At 71.4% G+C, this 18,515-nt stretch carries 21 protein-coding genes; 4 read left to right on the plus strand and 17 right to left on the minus strand.

The window, feature by feature from the left end; genetic code table 11:
• Positions 1-241: 241 nt before the first annotated feature.
• The 5 genes from ACI2LW_RS01270 to ACI2LW_RS01290 all read right to left on the minus strand — a co-directional run bounded on the left by ACI2LW_RS01270 (position 242) and on the right by ACI2LW_RS01290 (position 6,228).
• Positions 242-1,567 (minus strand): PhoH family protein, encoded by a 1,326-nt coding sequence (locus ACI2LW_RS01270; RefSeq protein WP_404729034.1) that lies wholly within the window; start codon positions 1,565-1,567, stop codon positions 242-244.
• Between the two features lie 340 nt (positions 1,568-1,907).
• Positions 1,908-2,681, minus strand: a complete 774-nt coding sequence (locus tag ACI2LW_RS01275) for an isoprenyl transferase (RefSeq protein WP_404729035.1) — start codon at positions 2,679-2,681, stop codon at positions 1,908-1,910.
• Positions 2,682-3,434: 753 nt separating this feature from the next.
• Positions 3,435-4,301: a class I SAM-dependent methyltransferase gene (locus ACI2LW_RS01280; RefSeq protein WP_404729036.1), complete on the minus strand. Its 867-nt coding sequence runs from the start codon at positions 4,299-4,301 to the stop codon at positions 3,435-3,437.
• Positions 4,302-4,403: 102 nt separating this feature from the next.
• Positions 4,404-5,276: an LLM class flavin-dependent oxidoreductase gene (locus ACI2LW_RS01285; RefSeq protein WP_404729037.1), complete on the minus strand. Its 873-nt coding sequence runs from the start codon at positions 5,274-5,276 to the stop codon at positions 4,404-4,406.
• 100 nt (positions 5,277-5,376) lie between these two features.
• Positions 5,377-6,228: a prepilin peptidase gene (locus ACI2LW_RS01290; RefSeq protein WP_404729038.1), complete on the minus strand. Its 852-nt coding sequence runs from the start codon at positions 6,226-6,228 to the stop codon at positions 5,377-5,379.
• Positions 6,229-6,357: 129 nt separating this feature from the next.
• Between ACI2LW_RS01290 and ACI2LW_RS01295 the strand changes: the two genes are divergently transcribed.
• Positions 6,358-6,729, plus strand: coding sequence for a DUF192 domain-containing protein (locus ACI2LW_RS01295; RefSeq protein WP_404729039.1), 372 nt, complete (start codon positions 6,358-6,360; stop codon positions 6,727-6,729).
• Between the two features lie 44 nt (positions 6,730-6,773).
• Here the strand turns inward: ACI2LW_RS01295 and ACI2LW_RS01300 are convergent, their stop codons facing one another.
• The 7 genes from ACI2LW_RS01300 to ACI2LW_RS01330 all read right to left on the minus strand — a co-directional run bounded on the left by ACI2LW_RS01300 (position 6,774) and on the right by ACI2LW_RS01330 (position 13,557).
• Positions 6,774-7,160, minus strand: a complete 387-nt coding sequence (locus tag ACI2LW_RS01300) for a hypothetical protein (protein ID WP_404729488.1) — start codon at positions 7,158-7,160, stop codon at positions 6,774-6,776.
• Positions 7,161-7,165: 5 nt separating this feature from the next.
• Complete coding sequence (locus ACI2LW_RS01305; protein ID WP_404729040.1) at positions 7,166-7,447, minus strand: Arc family DNA-binding protein; 282 nt, start codon at positions 7,445-7,447, stop codon at positions 7,166-7,168.
• An 86-nt stretch (positions 7,448-7,533) separates the two neighbouring features.
• Positions 7,534-8,373 carry a hypothetical protein gene (locus ACI2LW_RS01310; protein WP_404729041.1) on the minus strand — a complete coding sequence of 280 codons (840 nt, stop codon included), beginning with the start codon at positions 8,371-8,373 and terminating at the stop codon, positions 7,534-7,536.
• Positions 8,374-8,437: 64 nt separating this feature from the next.
• Positions 8,438-8,968, minus strand: coding sequence for a hypothetical protein (locus tag ACI2LW_RS01315; protein WP_404729042.1), 531 nt, complete (start codon positions 8,966-8,968; stop codon positions 8,438-8,440).
• The gene (locus ACI2LW_RS01320) at positions 8,965-10,263 is read right to left on the minus strand and encodes a hypothetical protein (RefSeq protein ID WP_404729043.1); all 1,299 of its coding nucleotides are present in this window, start codon (positions 10,261-10,263) and stop codon (positions 8,965-8,967) included. Before ACI2LW_RS01320 ends, ACI2LW_RS01315 begins: the two co-directional genes overlap by 4 nt.
• Entirely contained in the window at positions 10,253-12,913 is a 2,661-nt protein-coding gene (locus ACI2LW_RS01325) for a hypothetical protein (protein ID WP_404729044.1), read from the minus strand. Before ACI2LW_RS01325 ends, ACI2LW_RS01320 begins: the two co-directional genes overlap by 11 nt.
• A gap of 122 nt (positions 12,914-13,035) precedes the next feature.
• The gene (locus tag ACI2LW_RS01330) at positions 13,036-13,557 is read right to left on the minus strand and encodes an ATP-binding protein (protein WP_404729045.1); all 522 of its coding nucleotides are present in this window, start codon (positions 13,555-13,557) and stop codon (positions 13,036-13,038) included.
• Between the two features lie 228 nt (positions 13,558-13,785).
• On the opposite strand from ACI2LW_RS01330, the gene ACI2LW_RS01335 reads away from it, so the two are divergent.
• The 3 genes from ACI2LW_RS01335 to ACI2LW_RS01345 all read left to right on the plus strand — a co-directional run bounded on the left by ACI2LW_RS01335 (position 13,786) and on the right by ACI2LW_RS01345 (position 15,146).
• The gene (locus tag ACI2LW_RS01335; RefSeq protein ID WP_404729046.1) at positions 13,786-14,637 is read left to right on the plus strand and encodes a helix-turn-helix domain-containing protein; all 852 of its coding nucleotides are present in this window, start codon (positions 13,786-13,788) and stop codon (positions 14,635-14,637) included.
• Between the two features lie 10 nt (positions 14,638-14,647).
• Positions 14,648-14,845 carry a hypothetical protein gene (locus ACI2LW_RS01340; RefSeq protein WP_404729047.1) on the plus strand — a complete coding sequence of 66 codons (198 nt, stop codon included), beginning with the start codon at positions 14,648-14,650 and terminating at the stop codon, positions 14,843-14,845.
• A 103-nt stretch (positions 14,846-14,948) separates the two neighbouring features.
• Positions 14,949-15,146, plus strand: a complete 198-nt coding sequence (locus tag ACI2LW_RS01345; protein WP_404729048.1) for a hypothetical protein — start codon at positions 14,949-14,951, stop codon at positions 15,144-15,146.
• 57 nt (positions 15,147-15,203) lie between these two features.
• Here the strand turns inward: ACI2LW_RS01345 and ACI2LW_RS01350 are convergent, their stop codons facing one another.
• The 5 genes from ACI2LW_RS01350 to ACI2LW_RS01370 form a co-directional block, all read right to left on the minus strand.
• The gene (locus tag ACI2LW_RS01350; protein WP_404729049.1) at positions 15,204-15,836 is read right to left on the minus strand and encodes an OmpA family protein; all 633 of its coding nucleotides are present in this window, start codon (positions 15,834-15,836) and stop codon (positions 15,204-15,206) included.
• 10 nt (positions 15,837-15,846) lie between these two features.
• Entirely contained in the window at positions 15,847-16,428 is a 582-nt protein-coding gene (locus tag ACI2LW_RS01355; RefSeq protein WP_404729050.1) for a hypothetical protein, read from the minus strand.
• A 32-nt stretch (positions 16,429-16,460) separates the two neighbouring features.
• A complete protein-coding gene (locus ACI2LW_RS01360) occupies positions 16,461-17,069 on the minus strand; it encodes a pilus assembly protein TadG-related protein (RefSeq protein ID WP_404729051.1) in 609 nt (202 codons plus the stop codon).
• On the minus strand, positions 17,066-17,299 hold the full coding sequence (locus ACI2LW_RS01365) for a hypothetical protein (protein WP_404729052.1): 234 nt from the start codon (positions 17,297-17,299) through the stop codon (positions 17,066-17,068). The genes ACI2LW_RS01360 and ACI2LW_RS01365 overlap by 4 nt, the downstream gene beginning before the upstream one ends.
• Positions 17,300-17,465: 166 nt before the next feature.
• Positions 17,466-18,395, minus strand: coding sequence for a response regulator (locus ACI2LW_RS01370; protein WP_404729053.1), 930 nt, complete (start codon positions 18,393-18,395; stop codon positions 17,466-17,468).
• Positions 18,396-18,515 lie beyond the last annotated feature (120 nt).

Below are 18,515 nucleotides of genomic sequence, written 5' to 3' on the forward strand. Positions count from 1 at the left end.
CTGTACCGCTGGCGGTACAGCTGTGCCGTATGCGGGGCCTGACAGGAACGAGACTCTGCCGTAACCGAACACCGCAAGGCAATTCCGGGTTGCGTGTGAAAGCTCACACCCACATGGGTCCAGGGGATTCCCGGAAACCCCCGCGCGCGAAGGCGCCGCCCGGCTAGGCTCTCGACCTTTGCCGGACGGCGCCAACTGCCCCGCCGCGCCACCCGGATGGGCGGTAACGGGCGGGATCCGGTCAGATGTGCCCCTCCTCCAGCATTTCGGTCACAAGGGCCGCGATCTGGGACCTCTCGGACCGGGTCAGGGTCACGTGCGCGAAGAGCGGATGCCCCTTCAGCTTCTCCACCACGGCGACCACACCGTCGTACCGTCCGACCCGCAGGTTGTCCCGCTGCGCCACGTCATGGGTCAGCACCACCCGCGAATTGGCGCCGATCCGGGACAGAACGGTCAGCAGGACGTTCCGCTCCAGCGACTGCGCCTCGTCCACGATGACGAACGCGTCGTGCAGCGAACGGCCGCGGATGTGGGTGAGCGGCAGCACCTCCAGCATCCCGCGCGCGGTGACCTCCTCGATGACCTCCCGGGAGGTGACCGCCGAGAGCGTGTCGAAGACGGCCTGCGCCCAGGGGCTCATCTTCTCCGCCTCGCTGCCGGGCAGATAGCCGAGCTCCTGCCCGCCGACCGCGTACAGCGGGCGGAAGACCATCACCTTCTGGTGCTGACGGCGCTCCAGCACCGCCTCCAGGCCCGCGCACAGCGCCAGCGCCGACTTGCCGGTGCCGGCCCGGCCGCCCATCGACACGATCCCGACGTCCGGGTCGAGCAGCAGGTCCAGCGCGATGCGCTGCTCGGCGCTGCGCCCCTTGATGCCGAACGCCTCCCGGTCGCCGCGCACCAGACGCACGTCGCCCTGCGCGGTGACCCGGCCGAGCGCCCTGCCGCGCTCGGACTGGATGGTCAGACCGGTGTGCACGGGCAGTGCGGCGGCCTCCGGGACGTGTACGCGCCCCGCCTCGAAGAGGATGTCGACCTGCTCGCCGGGCAGGGTCAGTTCGGACATCCCGGTCCAGCCGGAGGCGTCCGTGATGGCGAGTTCCGCGCGGTACTCCTCGGCCAGCAGACCGACGGAGGACGCCTTGATCCTGAGCGGCAGGTCCTTCGAGACGACGGTGACGTCGTAGCCCTCGGCCTGCAGGTTGCGGGCGACGGCGAGGATGCGGGAGTCGTTGTCCCCCAGGCGGTAGCCGGTGGGCAGCACGCTGGGGTCCGAGTGGTTGAGCTCGACGCGGACCGTTCCGCCGAGGTCCCCGATCGGGATGGGGGCGTCGAGGCGGCCGTGCCGCACCCGGTAGTCGTCCAGCAGGCGCAGCGCCTGCCGGGCGAAGTAGCCGAGTTCGGGATGGTGCCGCTTGGCCTCCAGTTCCGTGACCACGACGACGGGGAGCACGACCTCGTGCTCGTCGAACCGGGTCAGGGCGTTCGGGTCCGCCAGCAGGACGCTGGTGTCGAGAACATAGGTGCGCCGGTCTGGCTTGTGGCGCTTTGTGCTGGTCACCACGGAAGGACGTACCCCCTCGGATGAGGTCGGGGAGCGACGGGACGGAGACTGGGCCGGGCGGGCGGGAACCAGTGGGGCCGGTCCACGGCCCCGCGCGCGGCGGGGCGGAAACCGGCCCTCCGCGTCTTCGTCCGTGCTGGGACCGCACGGTCGGGCTGGTGCAAAGGGCCTCCCGGGCGGACGGCCCCGAGCCGTCCGCTGAGATCCGACACCCGTGGTTCGGGTGTCGACCTGTCTGGCTTATGCCCTCGAACATGCACCGCCATGCAAGTGCATGGAAGGGCACACGGATGAACTCCGGATGAGGAAAGGTACGCCGCCGGTGCCCGGACCGGCTACGTCAGCCGCCGTAGCGGCGGTGGCGGGCCGCGTAGTCGCGCAGCGCCCGCAGGAAGTCGACCTTGCGGAAGGCCGGCCAGAAGACCTCGCAGAAGTAGTACTCGGAGTGCGCCGTCTGCCAGAGCATGAATCCGGACAGCCGCTGCTCGCCGCTGGTGCGGATCACCAGGTCGGGGTCGGGCTGCGCCTTGGTGTAGAGGTGCCGGCCGATCATGTCGACGTCGACGGCCTCGGCGAGGTCCTGCAGGGAGGTGCCCTTCTCCTGGGCGTCCTGCAGCATCGAGCGCACCGCGTCGGCGATCTCCTGGCGGCCGCCGTACCCGATGGCCACGTTGACCAGTATTCCCTCGACGTGGGCGGTGGCCTCCTCGGCCTCCTTGAGGGTGGCCTGCATGCCCGGCGGCAGCAGGTCCATGGTGCCGACGTGGTGCACCCGCCAGCGGCCGTCGGCGGCCAGGGAGCGCACGACGTCCTCGATGATGCCGAGGAGGGGGACGAGCTCCTCCTGGGGGCGGTCGAAGTTGTCGGTCGACAGCAGCCAGAGGGTGACGACCTCGACGTCCGTCTCGCTGCACCAGCCGAGGAATTCCTCGATCTTGTCCGCCCCGGCCCGGTGTCCCTGGGCGGTGGTGGAACCCGCGGCCTTCGCCCAGCGCCGGTTGCCGTCCATGATGACGCCGATGTGCTTGGGCACCTGAGCGTGGTCCAGGTGGCCTTCCACCCGGCGTGCGTACAGCCCGACCAGCAGGCCACGCAGCTTGTCGCGCAGGTTCACGTGTTCGTCAGCCCCTCCGTATGGATCGGACCCGCGTGGCCGGGGGACGTACGGGGTGGTGTTTCCCTGTCCGGGCGGCGGCCTGGTCCGTGTGGCGGTCCCCGGGGGCGAAGCCTACCCCCGCGGCCCGGGCACCCCCCAACGGGTCGTCGCGCGTACCCGGTCGCGACCGGACACGCCCCCTGCCGCCCCCCAAAGAAAACGGGCCGGTCCGTGGGGGGGAGACGGACCGGCCCGAGGGGGGGTTTCCACCATAACCCTTCGTGAGGAAAGACGCGCGCATTGCCGCACGACAACTACTCTCCGGAACCGGCCGGCGACGCGGCGACAGCGAAGGAAGCCACCATTCCAGGGCTCGCGATGGCCGATTCGCATCGCAATCCCAGGGAAAACAGGGGAGATGGCGTCAGATATCCAGGGTTTGAGCCATCTGGGGCGGGCTCGGCGAGTTGTCCCGGGCGTCCCTCCCCCGGGCGACCCGGCGGCGAACGTCCGCTTGACGCTGCCCCTCACGCGGTCACACCCCTGCGACCTGGGGGTCCACACGGCGGACGAGGTGTACGGCGCCGCGCAGCCCCCTCCCGCTGCGCGGTGCCGCCCGCGCAGCTTTGCTCACGCGAATTACCTTGGTCTGAACTTACGTGAGGCGAACGGGTGACGGCAGGGGGCCGCCGATAACGATGTGGAAACCGCGGAAACGGTGGAAACCGCGGGCCGCCGGCCTCGTACCGGCCCCCACCCCCGGACCGGCGCTCACGCGGGTCTGCGGGCCGCCACGAGGTGCCGGGTGCCGTGGGCCACGAACGGCCCGTCGGTCCGGATCCGCTCGTGGAGCGCGCGCAGGGCCGGCTCGTACGCCTCGGCCGTGAAGCCGGGCACCATCCAGATCACCTTGCGCAGGAAGTGGACGACGGCGGCGACGTCGTGGAACTCCATGCGCAGGCGCTCGGCCCGCAGGCAGCTCACCTCCAGCCCGGCCGCCTCGGCGGCGGCACGCTCACGGTCCGGGTGCCGCGCGCTGTGCGCGTCCTCGGGCTGCGGTCCGAGGAAGTGCTCGACGAGTTCCCGGGCGCTGCCGGGGCCCACGTGCTGCGCGAAGTACGTACCGCCGGGCTCGAGCACCCGTGCGATCTCGGTCCAGTGCGGGCGTACGGGGTGCCGGCTGGAGACGAGGTCGAAGGTGCCGTCGGCGAACGGCAGCGGCGCGTCCTCCGGGGCGGCGACGACCACGACCCCGCGGGGCCGCAGCCGCTCGGTGGCCCCGGCCACGTTCGGCGGCCAGCCCTCGGTGGCGGCCAGGAGCGCGGGGACGCGCGCGGCCCGGCCGAGCGCGAAGTCCAGGACCTCGCCGCCCCCGGTCTGCACGTCCAGCGCGGCCCGCGCGTGCGCCAGCCGCCCGGCCAGCGACACGGCGTACCCCCAGGAGGGCCGCGCCTCACTGGCCCGCCCCTCGAACCAGGAGAAGTCCCATCCCTCGGTGGGCACGGCGGCGCCTTCGGCGCAGAGTTCTTCGAAGGAGGCGCACGCGGGGGCGGAGCGCGCGGGGGCGGAGGGCGCGGGGACGGGCCCGGAGGACGCGGAGGACTCGGAGGGTGACGCGGTGTCCTGACGGTGTGCCATGGGGAGATCGTGACAGGGGATCGGGCGCGCGGGCTCCTCGTTTTCCCGTGCGCGGGGTGCAGGAGGCGGCGTACGCGGCGGCGTACAGAGGGGCGTACGGGCTCAGGGCACCAGGGGCCGTACCTCCCGGGCCGTGAAGCGGATGAAGCCCTCGGGGTCGGGTTCGTCGGCCGTCGGCTGGAGGACCACCGTGTCCGCGCCGGCGTCGGCGAGGGACTGGACGGCCTTGGCGACGGCGGGGGCGTCGCCGGCCACGCCCAGGTCGGGTACGCCGGACAGGCCCTCGGCGGCCAGCTCGGCCCGCAGCCGCGACTCGGCGTCGGGGCCGGTGGCGGCGAGGAGGTTGACGACGATCCGGTGCCCGCCGGTACGGCCCGCCGCCCGGCGTCCCTCCTCGACGAGCCCACGGGCCCGGCGGACGCCCGCCGGCGGGGTGGACGCGGTGAGGATCGTGCCGTCCGCCGCCTCACCGGACAGCCGCAGGGTGCGCGGCCCGGTGGCGCCGGCCAGCACGGGCACGGCGGCGGGCGGGGGCCAGTCGAGGGCCACGCCGTCCAGGTGGACGTACCGGCCGTCCGTGCTGACCCGCTCGCCCCGCAACAGGGCGCGCAGCGCGGTGAGATGCTCGCGCAGCAGGGTCAGCGGGGACTCGGCCCGCGCCCCGACCTGGCCCATCCAGTCCTGCACGCCGTGGCCGACGGCGAGCTGGGCGCGGCCGGGGAAGAGCCGGTGGAGGGTGGCGGCCTCCATGGCGGTGAGGGCGACGTTGCGCAGGGGTACGGGCAGCAGGCCGACGCCCACGCGCACCCGTTCGGTCCAGGCGAGGGCGGCGGCGGCCGCGGAGATCCCGCCCTCCAGGAAGCAGTCCTCCCACAGCCACAGTTCCTCGAGCCCGGCCTCGTCGGCGAGGCGGGCGACCGACCGCAGCCGCTCGGGGGGCAGTTGGGGACGGAAGACAGCGCCGAGTCCGGTCATGGCGGAGTCCTCCCCAGGCGAACGCGGCTCCACTCCAGGGGGCCGGGTTTCGGACGATACGCGTACTCGGGCGTCCCGCCCCGACGGCTCTGAGGGCCGCTCACGCCGCGGCCGCGGCGCCCAGCAGCAGCCCGGTGAACGCCCCGCCGAGCATGAACGGCCCCAGCGGAATGGCCGACTTGCGGCCCGCCCGGCGCAGGAGGACCAGTCCCGTCCCGTACACGGCGCCGTAGAGCAGTCCGGCGAAGCCGCCCGCGACGAGGACCGGCCACCCGTACCAGCCGAGGGCCGCACCGAGGCCGAGCGCGAGCTTGACGTCGCCGAAGCCCATGCCGGACGGGTTGACCAGGAAGAGCACGAAGTAGGTGGCGCCCAGGGCGAGTCCGCCGAGCAGGGCGGTGGGCCAGGAGCCCGCGGCGGCGGGCAGCGGGCCGGCGAGCCCGAGCAGTACGGCGGTGCCGGCGGCCAGCGGCAGCGTCAGCACGTCGGGCAGCCGGTGCACACGGTGGTCGACGAGCGCGAGCAGCACACCGACGGGCGCGGCCAGCAGCCAGACCACGGCTTCGGGGCGGGGCCCGGTGGCGGCGGCGAGCGCGGCGCAGACGAGGGCGGTCACCGTGGCGACGACGGGGACGCTCGGGCCGTACGATCCGCAGCCGCTCCCGCTCCCGGTCCCGTTTCCGGTCCCGTTTCCGGTCCCGGTCCCGTTTCCGATCCCGCTTCCGTTTCCGGTCCCGGTCCCGTTTCCGGTCCCGCTCCCGTTTCCGGTCCCGGCGGCGCAGCGGGCCGTACCGACCCAGCCCCCGAACGCCCCGGAGATCGGATGCCCGCCGGGGCACTCGGCACGCCAGGGCTCCCCCGGTTCCACCGAGAACCGGTGCGCGGCGCGGGGCAGCAGCAGCCCGGCGCCCGCGCCCCACAGGGCGGCGACGACGACGATGAGTACGCGCACGCCGGGACCCTAATCCCGGTGCACCGGCCGGTGCATGGGCCCGTGGGCCCATGCGGGGCCCACCGTGGCCGGGCTACGGTCGCCTGGCAGCGGACCGCGGGCGGACGCGGCCGGGGAAGGGGCGCGGTGATGGGACGGCGTTGGCGGGACGGGCGGGGGACGCTCACGGTGCTCGGCGAGGCACCGGTGAAGGTCGCACTGGAGCTGGCGACCTCCTACCGCGCCCGCACCAGGGGCCTGCTGGGGCGGGACGCGGTCGACGGGGCGCTCCTGCTGTCCCCCGCGAACAGCGTGCACACCTTCCGTATGCGCATCCCCATCGACGTCGCCTACCTGGACCGCGACCTGCGCGTCCTCAAGGTCGTCACCATGAAACCGGGCCGCCTGGGCCTCCCCCGCCTCCGCTCCCGCCACGTCCTGGAATCCGAGGCGGGCGCGATGGCGGGGTGGGGGGTGCGGGCGGGGGTGCGGGTGGAGGTGGAGGTGCGGCCGGTGGAGTAGCGGGGCGGCGGGGCCCTCTTCGCCACCGTACTGCCGCTGTCCGGTCAGCGGTTCAGATCCATGACGCCTACTCCGAGGCCGTCATAGGCCTCCGGCCGGACCGTGGCCACCAGCGCCCCGTCGGGGATCACCGGATTCGGCCGCGCCACGTGCACGGCCGCGGCCACACCGAAGGCGACCCCGTCGTGGAGCAACCCGGCGATGCTGACGGCCATCGCGTAGTCGTCATCGACGACGCGGAGCACATCCAGGAGCAGGCCGACATGGGTGACGACCCCCGTACGCTCGCGCTCCGCCTCGAGCAGGCACAGCACGGGTGCCCACAGCCGTACGTCGTCGCTGGACGCCGCCGCGTGGATGAGACCCGAAACCTGCTTGTTGCCGCCCAACGCCAGCAGTGTGGGGGTGTCCAGAACGTAGTGTTCGAACATCTGGCTCAACCGGACGACTCCGTCCCGGCGAGAGCGGCCCGGTGTGCGGCGGTGGCTTCCCGCATCTTGCGCCGCATCTCGGCGGACTCCTCATCCGTCACGTAGTGCCCGAAGCGCTCGGCGAGGAGAGCGCGGGTGCGTTCGGCCCGCTCCCCGACCTGATCCGGAGTGAGCGTCTGAGCGGCTATCTCCTGCATGAGCGCCCGCAGACTCGTCCCTCGCGCCTCGGCCACGGCGGCGAGCTGGTCACGCACTTCGGCGGGCACACGGATCATGACGTCGGACATGGCGCAAGTATACGGGACGTATACACCGGTACGGCCACAGCACCCGGCGCTGTGGCCCTCGGTCGCCGCGCTGTGTTTCGCGGCCGTCACCACGGGATGCTCCTGGGACGGCGATGCCACCACCAGCCGTCCGCCCCGTCGCCGACGTCGCTGTCGGCCTCTGCCTCGGTGTGCTCGGAGAAGACCGCGTCCAGCCGCGCGACGGCGGCCCGCAGCCCCTCGGCATACGGCTCGTTCATACCGGCGACGGCGTTCGCGAGGTCGTCCCGGGCCTCGAGATCGCGCCGGAACAGGTCGTCCCGGTAGCGGCCCGACGGAAGCCAGTCCGACTCGAGCCGCCTGGCCAGTCGCTCCCATACGCGCAGGGCATAGTGCACATGGCCCTCGACCGTCGCGGTCGTACCCGTCGGATATCCGCTGAGGAAGGCGTCCGCCACCGGCGTGTCGATGTGCTGCCTGTCCATGACCTCCGGCAGGATCTCGACCTTCGCGCCGGGAAGGTCCTCCACCGGCTCCTCCACGGCCTCGACGCGATATCCCGTGTCCTCGCCATGGTCCACCGGCTCCAGACGGCACCTGACGGAACCGCCGTCCGGAACCGCCACCCAGTACGCACTCGGCAGTTCGATCTCCGACGGATACAGCACGGAGCCACCCGTGCTCACCGCCAGCCGCTGCGCCAGAGCCCCTTCCGTGAGCTGTCCGGCGATCCGGTCCTCCACCGTGACGTCCAGTTCCAGCGAGAGATCACCCGGCGGCAGCCGGCGGCAGGTGCACAGCACGGGAGCTTCCCAGTCACGCCCCTCCTGATCCCCGTCGGCGTCCGCCACGTCCACCGCTCCCTCGGGCACCGCCAGCAGGCCGGCCAGCGCAGCACGGAGAACGGCCGGCTCCGGATCCGCGACCGTGAAGAGGTTGCCGATCACTTCTCCGTCCCCCGCACACGGATCACCACGTCGGTGACTTCGGCGGTGGGCGGCGTGAGGCGGATCAATCTTCCTCTAGTTCGGCGATCGGGTGGTCGGTCATGGCCGCCACCAGGATGAAGGGGGCGTCGCCGTCGCTCTGGTTGAGGGAAACGGCGAGCCAGTTGGCGGAGCGGCCGGGACCGGCCGGCAGCGGGCCCCAGACCGCGAGGTCGCCCAGGAGGTCCTGGGCGCACAGCGCCTCGTAGAAGGGGGGCATCGGCTCACCGGCGATCCGGCGGAACAGCGGCACGCGCATGCCCACCGGCCGGTGAGCGCCCCAGCGCCGGTCCAGCGCCTCCGTCAGCGCGGCCAGATGACCCTGTGCCGTCTCCTCCGCCCTGTTCCACTCGGGCGCGTACACCCCGGCGAGCGGGGCGCTCTCCCACAGCGGTACGAGCACGAAACCCTCACCCCGGGTGACGGACCACTCGCCCCGGACCGGATCACCCTCGCTCGTCGTCGGCCCGCTCGCGGGGACGTCCCCGGCGAGCAGGCCGTCGATATCGCGAAGGGCCCGGTCCAGAGCGAACGGCTCACCGGCGCGGGCGGTCATGACGTGGCTTCTTCCCGTACGTCGGGCGGCAGTTCCTCGTCGGCCGCGATGCGGGCGAGGGCTTCCCGGGCCGCCGGCACGCTCTCGTGCCGGCGGAGCATGCCGACGGCCTGGTGCGACGCCACCCCGCACCGTGCGTACCGCTCGGCGAGCTCCATCGCCCACGGGGTGACGAGGGTGTCGTCGTCGACGTACATCCCGAGCCAGATGAACACCTCGCCCGCGATCCAGCCGCCGATCCAGGTCACCCACTGCCGGACGAACCGTTCCCCCTCCTCACTGTCCGGATCGCGCGGCACGCCGGGGATGCCGAGCAACGCGCACTCGCGCACCGCCTCCCTCATCCGCTCCCGCGTGACGCGGGAGGCGTAGGGCATCAACTCCCACATGACCTGCCGCACTTCGAGCCAGGCGGGTGGCTCCTCCTCGCCCCGTCCGCTCCAGGAGGGCGAGGGGACCGGCTCGGGCACGGGTCCGGACGGTTCGCAGGCCAGGAGGACGGCGCGCGCACGGGCCACGTTCCCGTCGGTCCCGGGGAGGTCGGTGGGCCACTGGAAGCCGCCGCCCCAGCTGTAGGGGACCTCCCGTACGGCCGCGGGCAGCAGGGGTTCCTCTCCCCGCACCGGGAGCCTGCCACGGGCCTCGTGGCAGGGGCGGCGCAGTGCGAGCAGGACCGACCGGACGTAGGGACGGAAGTCACGGACCTCGTGGTCCGTCACGAGGTCCAGCAGCGCCTTCTCCCCGTGGGGGCGGCCCATGGTCCGCAGCAGCCCCACGGCGGGCTCCACCGCCAGGCCGACGCGGACGTACGCCCTGGCCAGGTCTGCCGCCTCGGCCTCATGCCCGGTGAACGCTCCGCGTGCGAGGTGGGCGAAGGCGTCCCAGGCCAGGGCATGCCGTACCGAGGTCGCCCACTCCGCGGCGACGGTGTCGATCTCCTCCCGTGTCGGCGGCGCGGACACGGTGGGGATCCCCAACTCGGACCACTTCGTCACCACCTCCGCCACCCGGGTCCGGGTGACCTCCGCGGTGGTCGGCATCAGGCGGGTCAGCCAGGCGTCCGCCTCCTCCAGCGTGTGGTCGTCGCGGTCGTCGTAGGCGTCGCGCAGTTCCTCGTCCCACCCGTGCATGCTCTGCCGGTGGCGGGGCAGGCACGCCCGCAGCACCTCGAACGCCTGCTCCGCGTCCATGGGCGGGAGTTCCGCCAGGGCCAGGCGCCTGCGGTGGGTCAGGTCGTTCCACGGCGGCGGCAGCTCGCGCATCGCGGCGGGCAGCAAGTGATCGTCACGAGACACCCAGGTACTCCATCGCTTCTTTCGGGGTCTTCATCCTCGACCAGTCCATCGTCCCAGCAGCCCTGCGGGCGTCGATCTCCGTCTGCATCTTCGCCAGCTGACTCGGAGAGATGTCCTGTCCCGCAATCCGGACCGGCACGTTGTTCTTGGCCAGTGTGGTCGCCGGCGTGCCCTCCGGCTTGTATTTCACCCCGTCCCGCTTGCCGCTCTTGTAACCACTGAAAATGTTGCTCCACTTGTCGTTGGTCGCGATGTCGACCCTGGTGGCACGGCCGGCACCGTCCTTGGCCTGCCAGCGGGCCATGTCCTCCACCTGGCGCTCGAAGTCGGCCTTGATGGTGGCATTGCCGGTGTTCTTCACCTCGACGACGTGAACCTTGCCGTCCTGGCCTTTGTAGAGGACGTCGGCGTCGTTGATATCCGAGATGTCGACGCTCTCCCCGTTGCCGAGATCGACCTTCGTCTTGCCGAAATCCTTGCCGACGGCGGTGTGGACAGTGCTGCCGGCCGCCGCTTCGGCGGACGCCGCGTGCTGGACGGCGTTGAGTTCTGCTTGGGCCTGCGCGAGCTCGTCCGAGTTCTTCGCGTTGAGGATCTTGCTGGTCAGGGTCGACCTCGCGTCCTTGGAGACATTCGGTGTCTTCGCCAGTTGCTTCACCTGGTCCAGGGCTTGGGCCGCCTGCTCGGTGCCGATCTCCTTCTTCGAGGGATCGGGGTTGTCCTTCGCCCGGCCGACGAAGTCGTCGATGTTCTTGGAGGAGTGCGGGATGCCCTCGTCCTCCAGAGCCTTCCTGGCGGCATCCTTGCTGCGCGCCAGGTCCGCTCCGTGCGCCGCCCGCTCCGCCTCGTCCGCCTGCTTGCGGGCCTCCTGGGCCGCCTTCTTGGCCTCCTCGTCGCAGCCGTCCTCGGCCAGGAAGACGTACGGGGCGGAGGCGCCGGCGGCCAGGACGGTGGTGCCGGTACCGGCGGAGCCGGTGAGCGGGCCGGCGGGATCGTGGCGCGGGCCGTCGCCGTACGGGACCCTGCGCAGCGGGGCGGAGAGCGTGCAACCGGACTCCCGGGCCTTCTTCTCGGCCTCGTCCGCCGCCTCGTCGGCCTGCTTCGCCGCCTTCTCGGCGCCCTCGACGTCCCCGGCCTTGGCCGCCTTCTTGGCGTCCTCCGCCGCCTTGCCCGCCTTCTCGGCGAGCTTCCCCAGCTTCCCGAGCTTGCCGAGTTTGCCCAGCTCGCCGACCTTCTCCACGACCTTGGCGGCGTCGTAACCCGGGATGAAGAGGGAGCCGACGTTCCAGATGACGTGGGTGACGGCGCGGGTCTTGTCGCCCTTGTTCCAGTCGTCGGCCACGTCGTCGCCGATGAACAGGTCGTACAGCACCGTCCCGCCGGTCTTCAGCGAGGCGCCGCCCCAGTCCCAGACGGCTCCGAAGTAGTCGCCCCTGGACCACTTGTCGCGGGCGCCGGCCGAGTTGTCCCACCAGTCCTCGCCGAGCTGCTTGCCGTAGTCGCCGATGCCCTTGAGGGTGTCGAGCGGGTGACGGACCATGCCCCAGATGCCGGTGAGGTCGCCCCAGACGCCGTCGACGAACAGACCCTCGCCGACCTGCTTGATCTGGTTCCCGGCGCATCCGAAGAAGGCTCCTACGCCGGAGAAGCAGCCGTCGTCCTTCTTCTCGCCGTCGTCGCCGCCGTCTTCGTCCTTCTTTTCCTCGCCCTTGTCGCCGGGTTTGTCGTCCGGCTTGTCGCCGTCCTTGGTGCCGGTGGTGCCGCCGTTGTCGCCGGTACCGCCGTCGGTGCCGGTGCCGTTGGTGCCGCCGGGGCCCTGGCCGCCGTCGGCACCCTGGCCGCCGTTGGCGCCTCCGGGGCCGTTTCCGTCGCCGTTCCCGCTTCCCTTGTCGCCGCCGTCGGTGGTCGTGTTGCCGTTGCCGCCGGTGGCGGTGCCGGTGCCGGTGCCGCCGGGACCGTTGTTCTTGCCGGCCTGCGCGTCGGTGCCGTCGCCCCCGTTGCCGGTGGGCGCCGGGCAGCCCGCGCCGACGACCTTGCAGACCTGGGCCTGGATGCCACCCAGGATCTGCGTCCCGAGCCCGCTGACGACCAGCGCGGTGACGATCGCGACGACGATCGCCACCAGGCCCGCGTACTCGATCGCGGTCTGCCCCTCGTCCCGCCGCCGCCACCGGATCATCCGGGCGAGGGAGAAACCCCGGCGCTCGGCGCGCTCCAGTCCCGGGAGTTCGTACCACTCGCGGCTCTCCGACTGGAGGAGGAAGTAGACGACGAGGATGGGCAGGAAGAGCTGGACGCCGCCGCGCGCGGAGCCGCCCGCGAGGTTGACGATCCCGCCGAGGATGAGCCAGGCCTGTACGGCGATCAGCGCCCACCGTACCCAGGCCCCGCCCTCCCACGTCCGCCGCGCCAGCCACCACCCGAGGACACCGGGTGCGGCGGCGTAGGCGGTGAGGGCGACGACCCCGCCGTCGAGCGCGTCGTAGGAGGAGGCGGTGAGCAGCAGCCCGATCCCGCCGAACACCGTGGCAGCGAACAGTACGTGCACCAGCACGAGCGCCACGGACAGCGAGCGCGGCATGCTCCGCCGCCCGCCGCTCCCCGACGGCCACGCCCCCTCGAACTCCGGCACTCCCCCGATCGAGGCCATGCTCCCTCCCACGTGTTGACACACCTAGGGGGAGGCTAGGAAGCAACTGCCTGCCCAGGATGGGCCCGTGGACCCAAAACGGCGCCCAAATCGCACAGGCGCGCGGCCCTCGTGACCGGCCGTCACACCTGCCCGTGTCCAGGGCCGAGGTATGCCCTCGCGCCCTCCCTGGGCAGCACCGCCCATGTGCGGGTGCCGCCGCCGGGTTCTCTGGCGTCGCCGAAGCCCCAGTCGCCGCCGCAGGCCCGGACCACGCCGGCCGGCAGGCGCAGGGACGAGCGGCGGCGCGCGTCGCACGCGGCGGCGAGGCGGGGGTGGGTGTGGCGGGGGTGCGCGTCGTAGAGCACCACGCGCAGCGCGTCGTCGCGGTAGCGGAGACGGACGTAGACGTTCGACGACGTGCTGAAACGGCAGGCACAGGCGGTGAGGTCGCTCGCCACCTGCACGACGGCGTCGCTCATGTCCCGGAGATCGTGGGCGCGCAGGACCGTGCGGAGCGTCGCCCGGACGATCGCCGGGGTCTGCGGGGCGGCGGGGAGCGTGAGGCTGTAGGCGAGGGTTTCGGGGGTGGGGGGAGCGGGTTGCAGCAGGTCGGCGGGGCCCACGGCGGTGGGGAGACAGGCTGAGCCGGTGGACGCGGGCATGACGACTCCTTTGGTCGGCAGGGGGTTGTCCGTCGTTCCGTTCACGCGCACGGTGGCCTGTCATCCGGGCCCGGCTGGGCACGGCTGATGCACTTCCGTACGGGGGCGGAGGGTCGTGGTCGACCTGTCACGCAATGTAAGAAGCCGCCGGGCCAAGTGTCCATTCATTCGGTGGTAATTACCCCCTATGAGTTGGACCTTGATGGCCCGCCCCGGCAGACTGAGCACATGGCCACGAGGAGTACGCCGACTGAGCGGCAGAAGCGGCTGGGTGCCGAGTTGCGCAAGATGCGGCTCGCGGCGGGAGCCACCACGGAGTACGCGGCCGGCCTGCTCGGGATCGAGCGCACGCGGCTGTCCAACATGGAATCCGGCATCCGCACCTTCTCGGCGGACCGCATTCGCACGCTGGCCTGCAACTACCCCTGTACCGACCATGCTTATATCGAGGCGCTGGTCACCATGGCCGAGAACAAGGAGCGGGGCTGGTGGGAGGAATACCGGGGCACGCTGCCCGCCGGGCTGTTGGATATCGCCGAGTTGGAATGGCACGCCGCACGGGTACGGACCGTTCAGTTCATGCACGTCCCGGGGCTGCTGCAGACCGAGGACTACGCTCGTGGAGTCTTCACCGCCGTTCTGCCCCGACTCAGTCGACTCGAGGTCGAGCTGCGCGTGGCGCACCGCATGGCGCGCCAGCAGGTCTTCGGGCGCGCGGAGCCTCTTCCCTACGTCGCCTACGTCCATGAGGCCGCCCTGCGGATGCGGTTCGGGGGCGACGACGTGACGCGGAAGCAACTGGAGCACTTGGCGGCCCGCTCCGAGGACGACTGCGTCGACGTGCGCGTCGTTCCCACGAGCGTGAGCGGCTTCCCCGGCGCCGGTCACGCGCTGCTGTACGCGGACGGTGTGGTGCCCCAGCTCGACACCGTGCAGTTGGATTCCGCGCACGGCCCCGAATTCATCGGAGCGGAGGCCCAGCTCACCAAGTACCGTGCCCACTTGGACTGGATGGACGACGCGGCACTGCCGTCGGCGGCCTCGCGCGACTTCATCCTGACTGTCGCCCGCGAACTCTGAGGATGGCACCATGGCGGACATAGACTGGGAAGAGCCGTACTGCGGCGAGGGCAACAACTGTTTCCGCATAGGCACCGACGCGGACGGCAACGCCTACATCGCCGTCGCCGGGCAGGAGGACCGCCCCCTCGTCGACACCCGTGACGCCCTGCGCACCCTCATCCAGGAGATCAAGGCCGGCCGGGCCGATCACCTGCTGAAGGACTGACACCGGCAGCGGGACGAGATCGCGCGGCCGCGCACCTCGTCCCCTGCCTGCCAACGCCGAACACACACGGCCGCTTCCCCGGCCGGACGTGAGGATGGCAACCATGGCCGACATCGACTGGGAAGACCCCTTCTGCGGAGAAGGCGCCAACTGCTTCCGCATAGGCACCGACGCCGACGGCAACGCCTACATCGCCGTCGCCGGGCAGGAGGACCGCCCCCTCGTCGACACCCGTGACGCCCTGCGCGCCCTCATCCAGGAGATCAAGGCCGGCCGGGCCGATCACCTGCTGAAGGACTGACTCCTGGGCGGGGAAACGGTCCACACACCGCCGTTTCCCCGGCTGGACATGCAAGCGTCAGCTCTGGGTGCGCGGGAAGGTGACCTCCACTCGGCGGTTCTTCTTGCGACCGTCCTCCGTGGAGTTGTCCGCGATGGGGTACTGCTCGGCGTAGCCGCGCACGTCGAAGGTGATGTTCGGGTCGTTCAACTCCTGGGAGAGGACGTCCTGGACGGCGTTCGCCCGCTGCTTGGAGAGGACCACGCCGTGTTCGTGGGTGCCCAGGTTGTCGGTGAAGCCGAAGACCCGGATCTGGGTCGCCTTCTGCTTCTTGATCTCCTGGGCGATCGCGTCAATACGGGCCTTCGCCTGGGCGCTCAGCTTCGCGCTGTCCTTGCCGAACAGCACCTCGGCCTGGAGGGCGAAGGTCACGTCCGTGTTGGTGTCCTCACGGCGCTCCTCGCCGCCCTGGTCCTCGACGACCGACTTGATGTCGAGCACCTTGGGCGCGGCGAGGGTGGCGCCCTCGGGGAGCTTGAGGTCGGGGTCGTTCGGGTCGACCTTCACCGGGGCGGTGGCGGAGGGCTCGGTACCCGGCGGCTCGCTGGGTCCGCCGTCGGCGTGGGCGGCCACGGCGCCGTAGAGGTTCGCGGCCACCATGACGGCGGCGGCCGCGAGGGTGACGGTGAGGCGGGGTGGGGTGTGGGTCATGGTGGCCGCCTCACCCGGAGATCTTGATGGTGCCGCTGGAGAAGGTGGGGAGTTGGAGGGACACGTCGGTGGTGTCCGCCGGTGGGGCGGGGAATTGCATGAAGACCGGCAGCGACTGGCCTGCTTCCATGTTGCCCAGGCCCGTCGTCGTCAATGGCCGACCGTCCGTGTCCCTCAACACGTAGTAGCGCTTCTTACCCTTGGCGTCCACGAGTGTTGCGCCACCGAGAGACGGGCCGTTCTTGACGATTTCAGTCTCGTTGCCACTCGTCTGCGGCGGTACGACGACCGATTTGGCACCGTCGTTCTTGAGTGTTCCGTTCACCGTGACGAAGCCGCCCGCGTCCCTTTGAGCTGAGGTGATCTGGAGAAGGAGTCCGTCCTGCCCCCTGAGCTCGGCCAGGGGCGCCTGTGACTGTCCCTCTTGAGCACTCGGATTCGAACCACCGGTCTTCGAGGCCGAGGCTTGGCTGTCGGGCTTCTTGTCATCACCGTTTCCGCCGCCACAACCGGCCACTCCGACGGCCAAACCGGCCGCAACAGTCAAAGCGACCAATCCCCTGCGCGCCTTCGCAGTGAACCGAATACTCATCACTCTGCTTCCTTCGTCGCTCGTCGTTCTTGTCAGTCGGCCAGGTGGACGTCGAAGAGGTCTTCGGGCCCGGGAAGGTCGGTGAGGTGGTCCGGGTCGAGCTCCCAGCGTCGGCCGCCCTCGCAAGTGAGCATGGGCAGCACCTTCTTTCCGGCCTCCGCACTCGGTGGGTCGAACGTGCAGAGTGACTTGATCACCGCAGTGGCGGAGGCCTTCGAGTGCTTGGTACTCGTGATGGGAACCACGGAGTCGCCCATGGGCTCGTCGGTCTCGACTCGGACCGTGTAGCTCAGCAGCCCAGGACTGCAGCCGCCGGAGCCCAGGAGGTGGGCATGGTTCTGACCGGCCAACTGGGCGGCGCGCCAGCATGAGGACTGGAGCACCAGCCCCCTGCCGGCGAAGATGTCGCTCCACTTGGCCGGGTCGAGCACGTTGCTCGACCACTCACGCACCAGCTGGTTCCTGGTGTCCTGGGCCGCCGCGAGCGCCGCCGCGTCGGCTGCCGTCTGGGCGCCGTTCCGATTCACCGCGGCCTGGCCGACCGCGAAGTACGCGAGCGCAAGAAAGAGCAGGCCCCCCACCACCGTAATGTAGATGGGGAAGGCCTGCCCTGCGTCGCCGAAGCGTCGCCGTTCTGTCAATTGCCGACCCTGCCGATCAGCGCGGTGATCCTGCCGAGAATCGTCTGGCCGATGCTCGTACCCGTGATCGCCAGCACGATCGCCACGACCACCGCGATGATGCCCAGGTACTCGACGGCGGTCTGCCCCTTGTCCCCCGCGCGGCGCTGCATGGCCGCAACCGTCGTGTTCTTCCAGCCGTTCACCCGCACCTGCGTGGCAACCGCGGTCTTCAGCATCAGGTCGCTCATGGTGTTCCCCTCCGGGTCGAGTCGTGGTGCCGCTTGCGACACCGGAAACGTACGCCGGAGCACCGCGCCCGACTGAGGGTCCCAGGGCCCAATCCCGGGCCCAAAGCGAGGCCCAGCCATGCCCGCCGCGACCGTCCCGCTTCCCCCGTGTCCTCGTCATGTCACCTCACCCCAGTCCTCGTGCCGAGTCCGGGGCCGTGCCCAGCCACTTCGCGGCGGCCTCGGAGCGGCTGGTGCTGTGCAGCTTGGCGAAGATGCGGTTGATGTGGTTCTTGACGGTCTTCTCGCTGATGAAGCAGGTGGCGGCGATCTGCTGGTTCGTCATGCCGGACGCGATGAGGTCCATGATCTCCGCCTCCCTCGCGCTGAGTTGGAACCTCGACCTGTCGACGGCGGCCGGACGGCCACCTGCCCATCCAGACGACGACTGTCCCACATCCGGTTGCATCTGCGAAAGGTTTTGTGCGGAAACACGCGGGGGCGCACCCGTTGGGGTGTCGCCGCCGTATGCAGTCGCACTCTCGGCCTGGCCGCCCAGGCCGTCCGGCAGCGGTGCCGTGCCGCCCGCCGGGCCCTGCCCCTGCCGGAACTGGGCCAGCAGCGCGCCCGCCGCCGTGGGCGTGAAGTGGGCCCTGCCCTCCTTGATGTCCCGCACCGCTGCCACCAGTTGGTCGGCCGTGAACTCGCCGTGCACAAGGTAGCCGCCCGCGCCCCGGCGCAGGGCCTCCTGGACGATCTCCGACTCCCTGCTGTAGGTGAGCATCATGACCGGGGCGATGCCCACCAGATGGGGCAGTGCCGAGATGCCGTCCACGCCGGGCATGCGGACGTCCAGCAGAACGACGTCGGGGCGGTGCCGGTGGGCCGCCTCCCAGGCCTCGCGGCCGTCCGCCGCCTCCGCCACCACCGTGATGTCGGCACGCCCGGAGAGCAGCGCGGTCAGGCCCGCGCGCACTACTGGGTTGTCGTCGGCCACCACCACGCGCAGGGGCGGCGTGAGCGGGGCCGGGGGCGGGAAGTCCCCGAAGGGGTTCGGGGGCGGGGACGGGGGCGGGGACGTCGGGGGGCCGGGGTACGAGGTCGGCTGATCCGGCATCTGCGGCCTCCTCTCGGGTCGTGGGGGGGGGGACATCAATGGGTCGGTTCGTGGGCCGTCGGTTCGTGGGCCGTCGGTTCGTGGGCCGTCGGTTCGTGGGCCGTTGGTTCATCGGCGGGT

The organism is Streptomyces sp. NPDC004065, from assembly GCF_044903565.1.
In the GTDB taxonomy this organism is placed as follows: Bacteria; Actinomycetota; Actinomycetes; order Streptomycetales; family Streptomycetaceae; genus Streptomyces.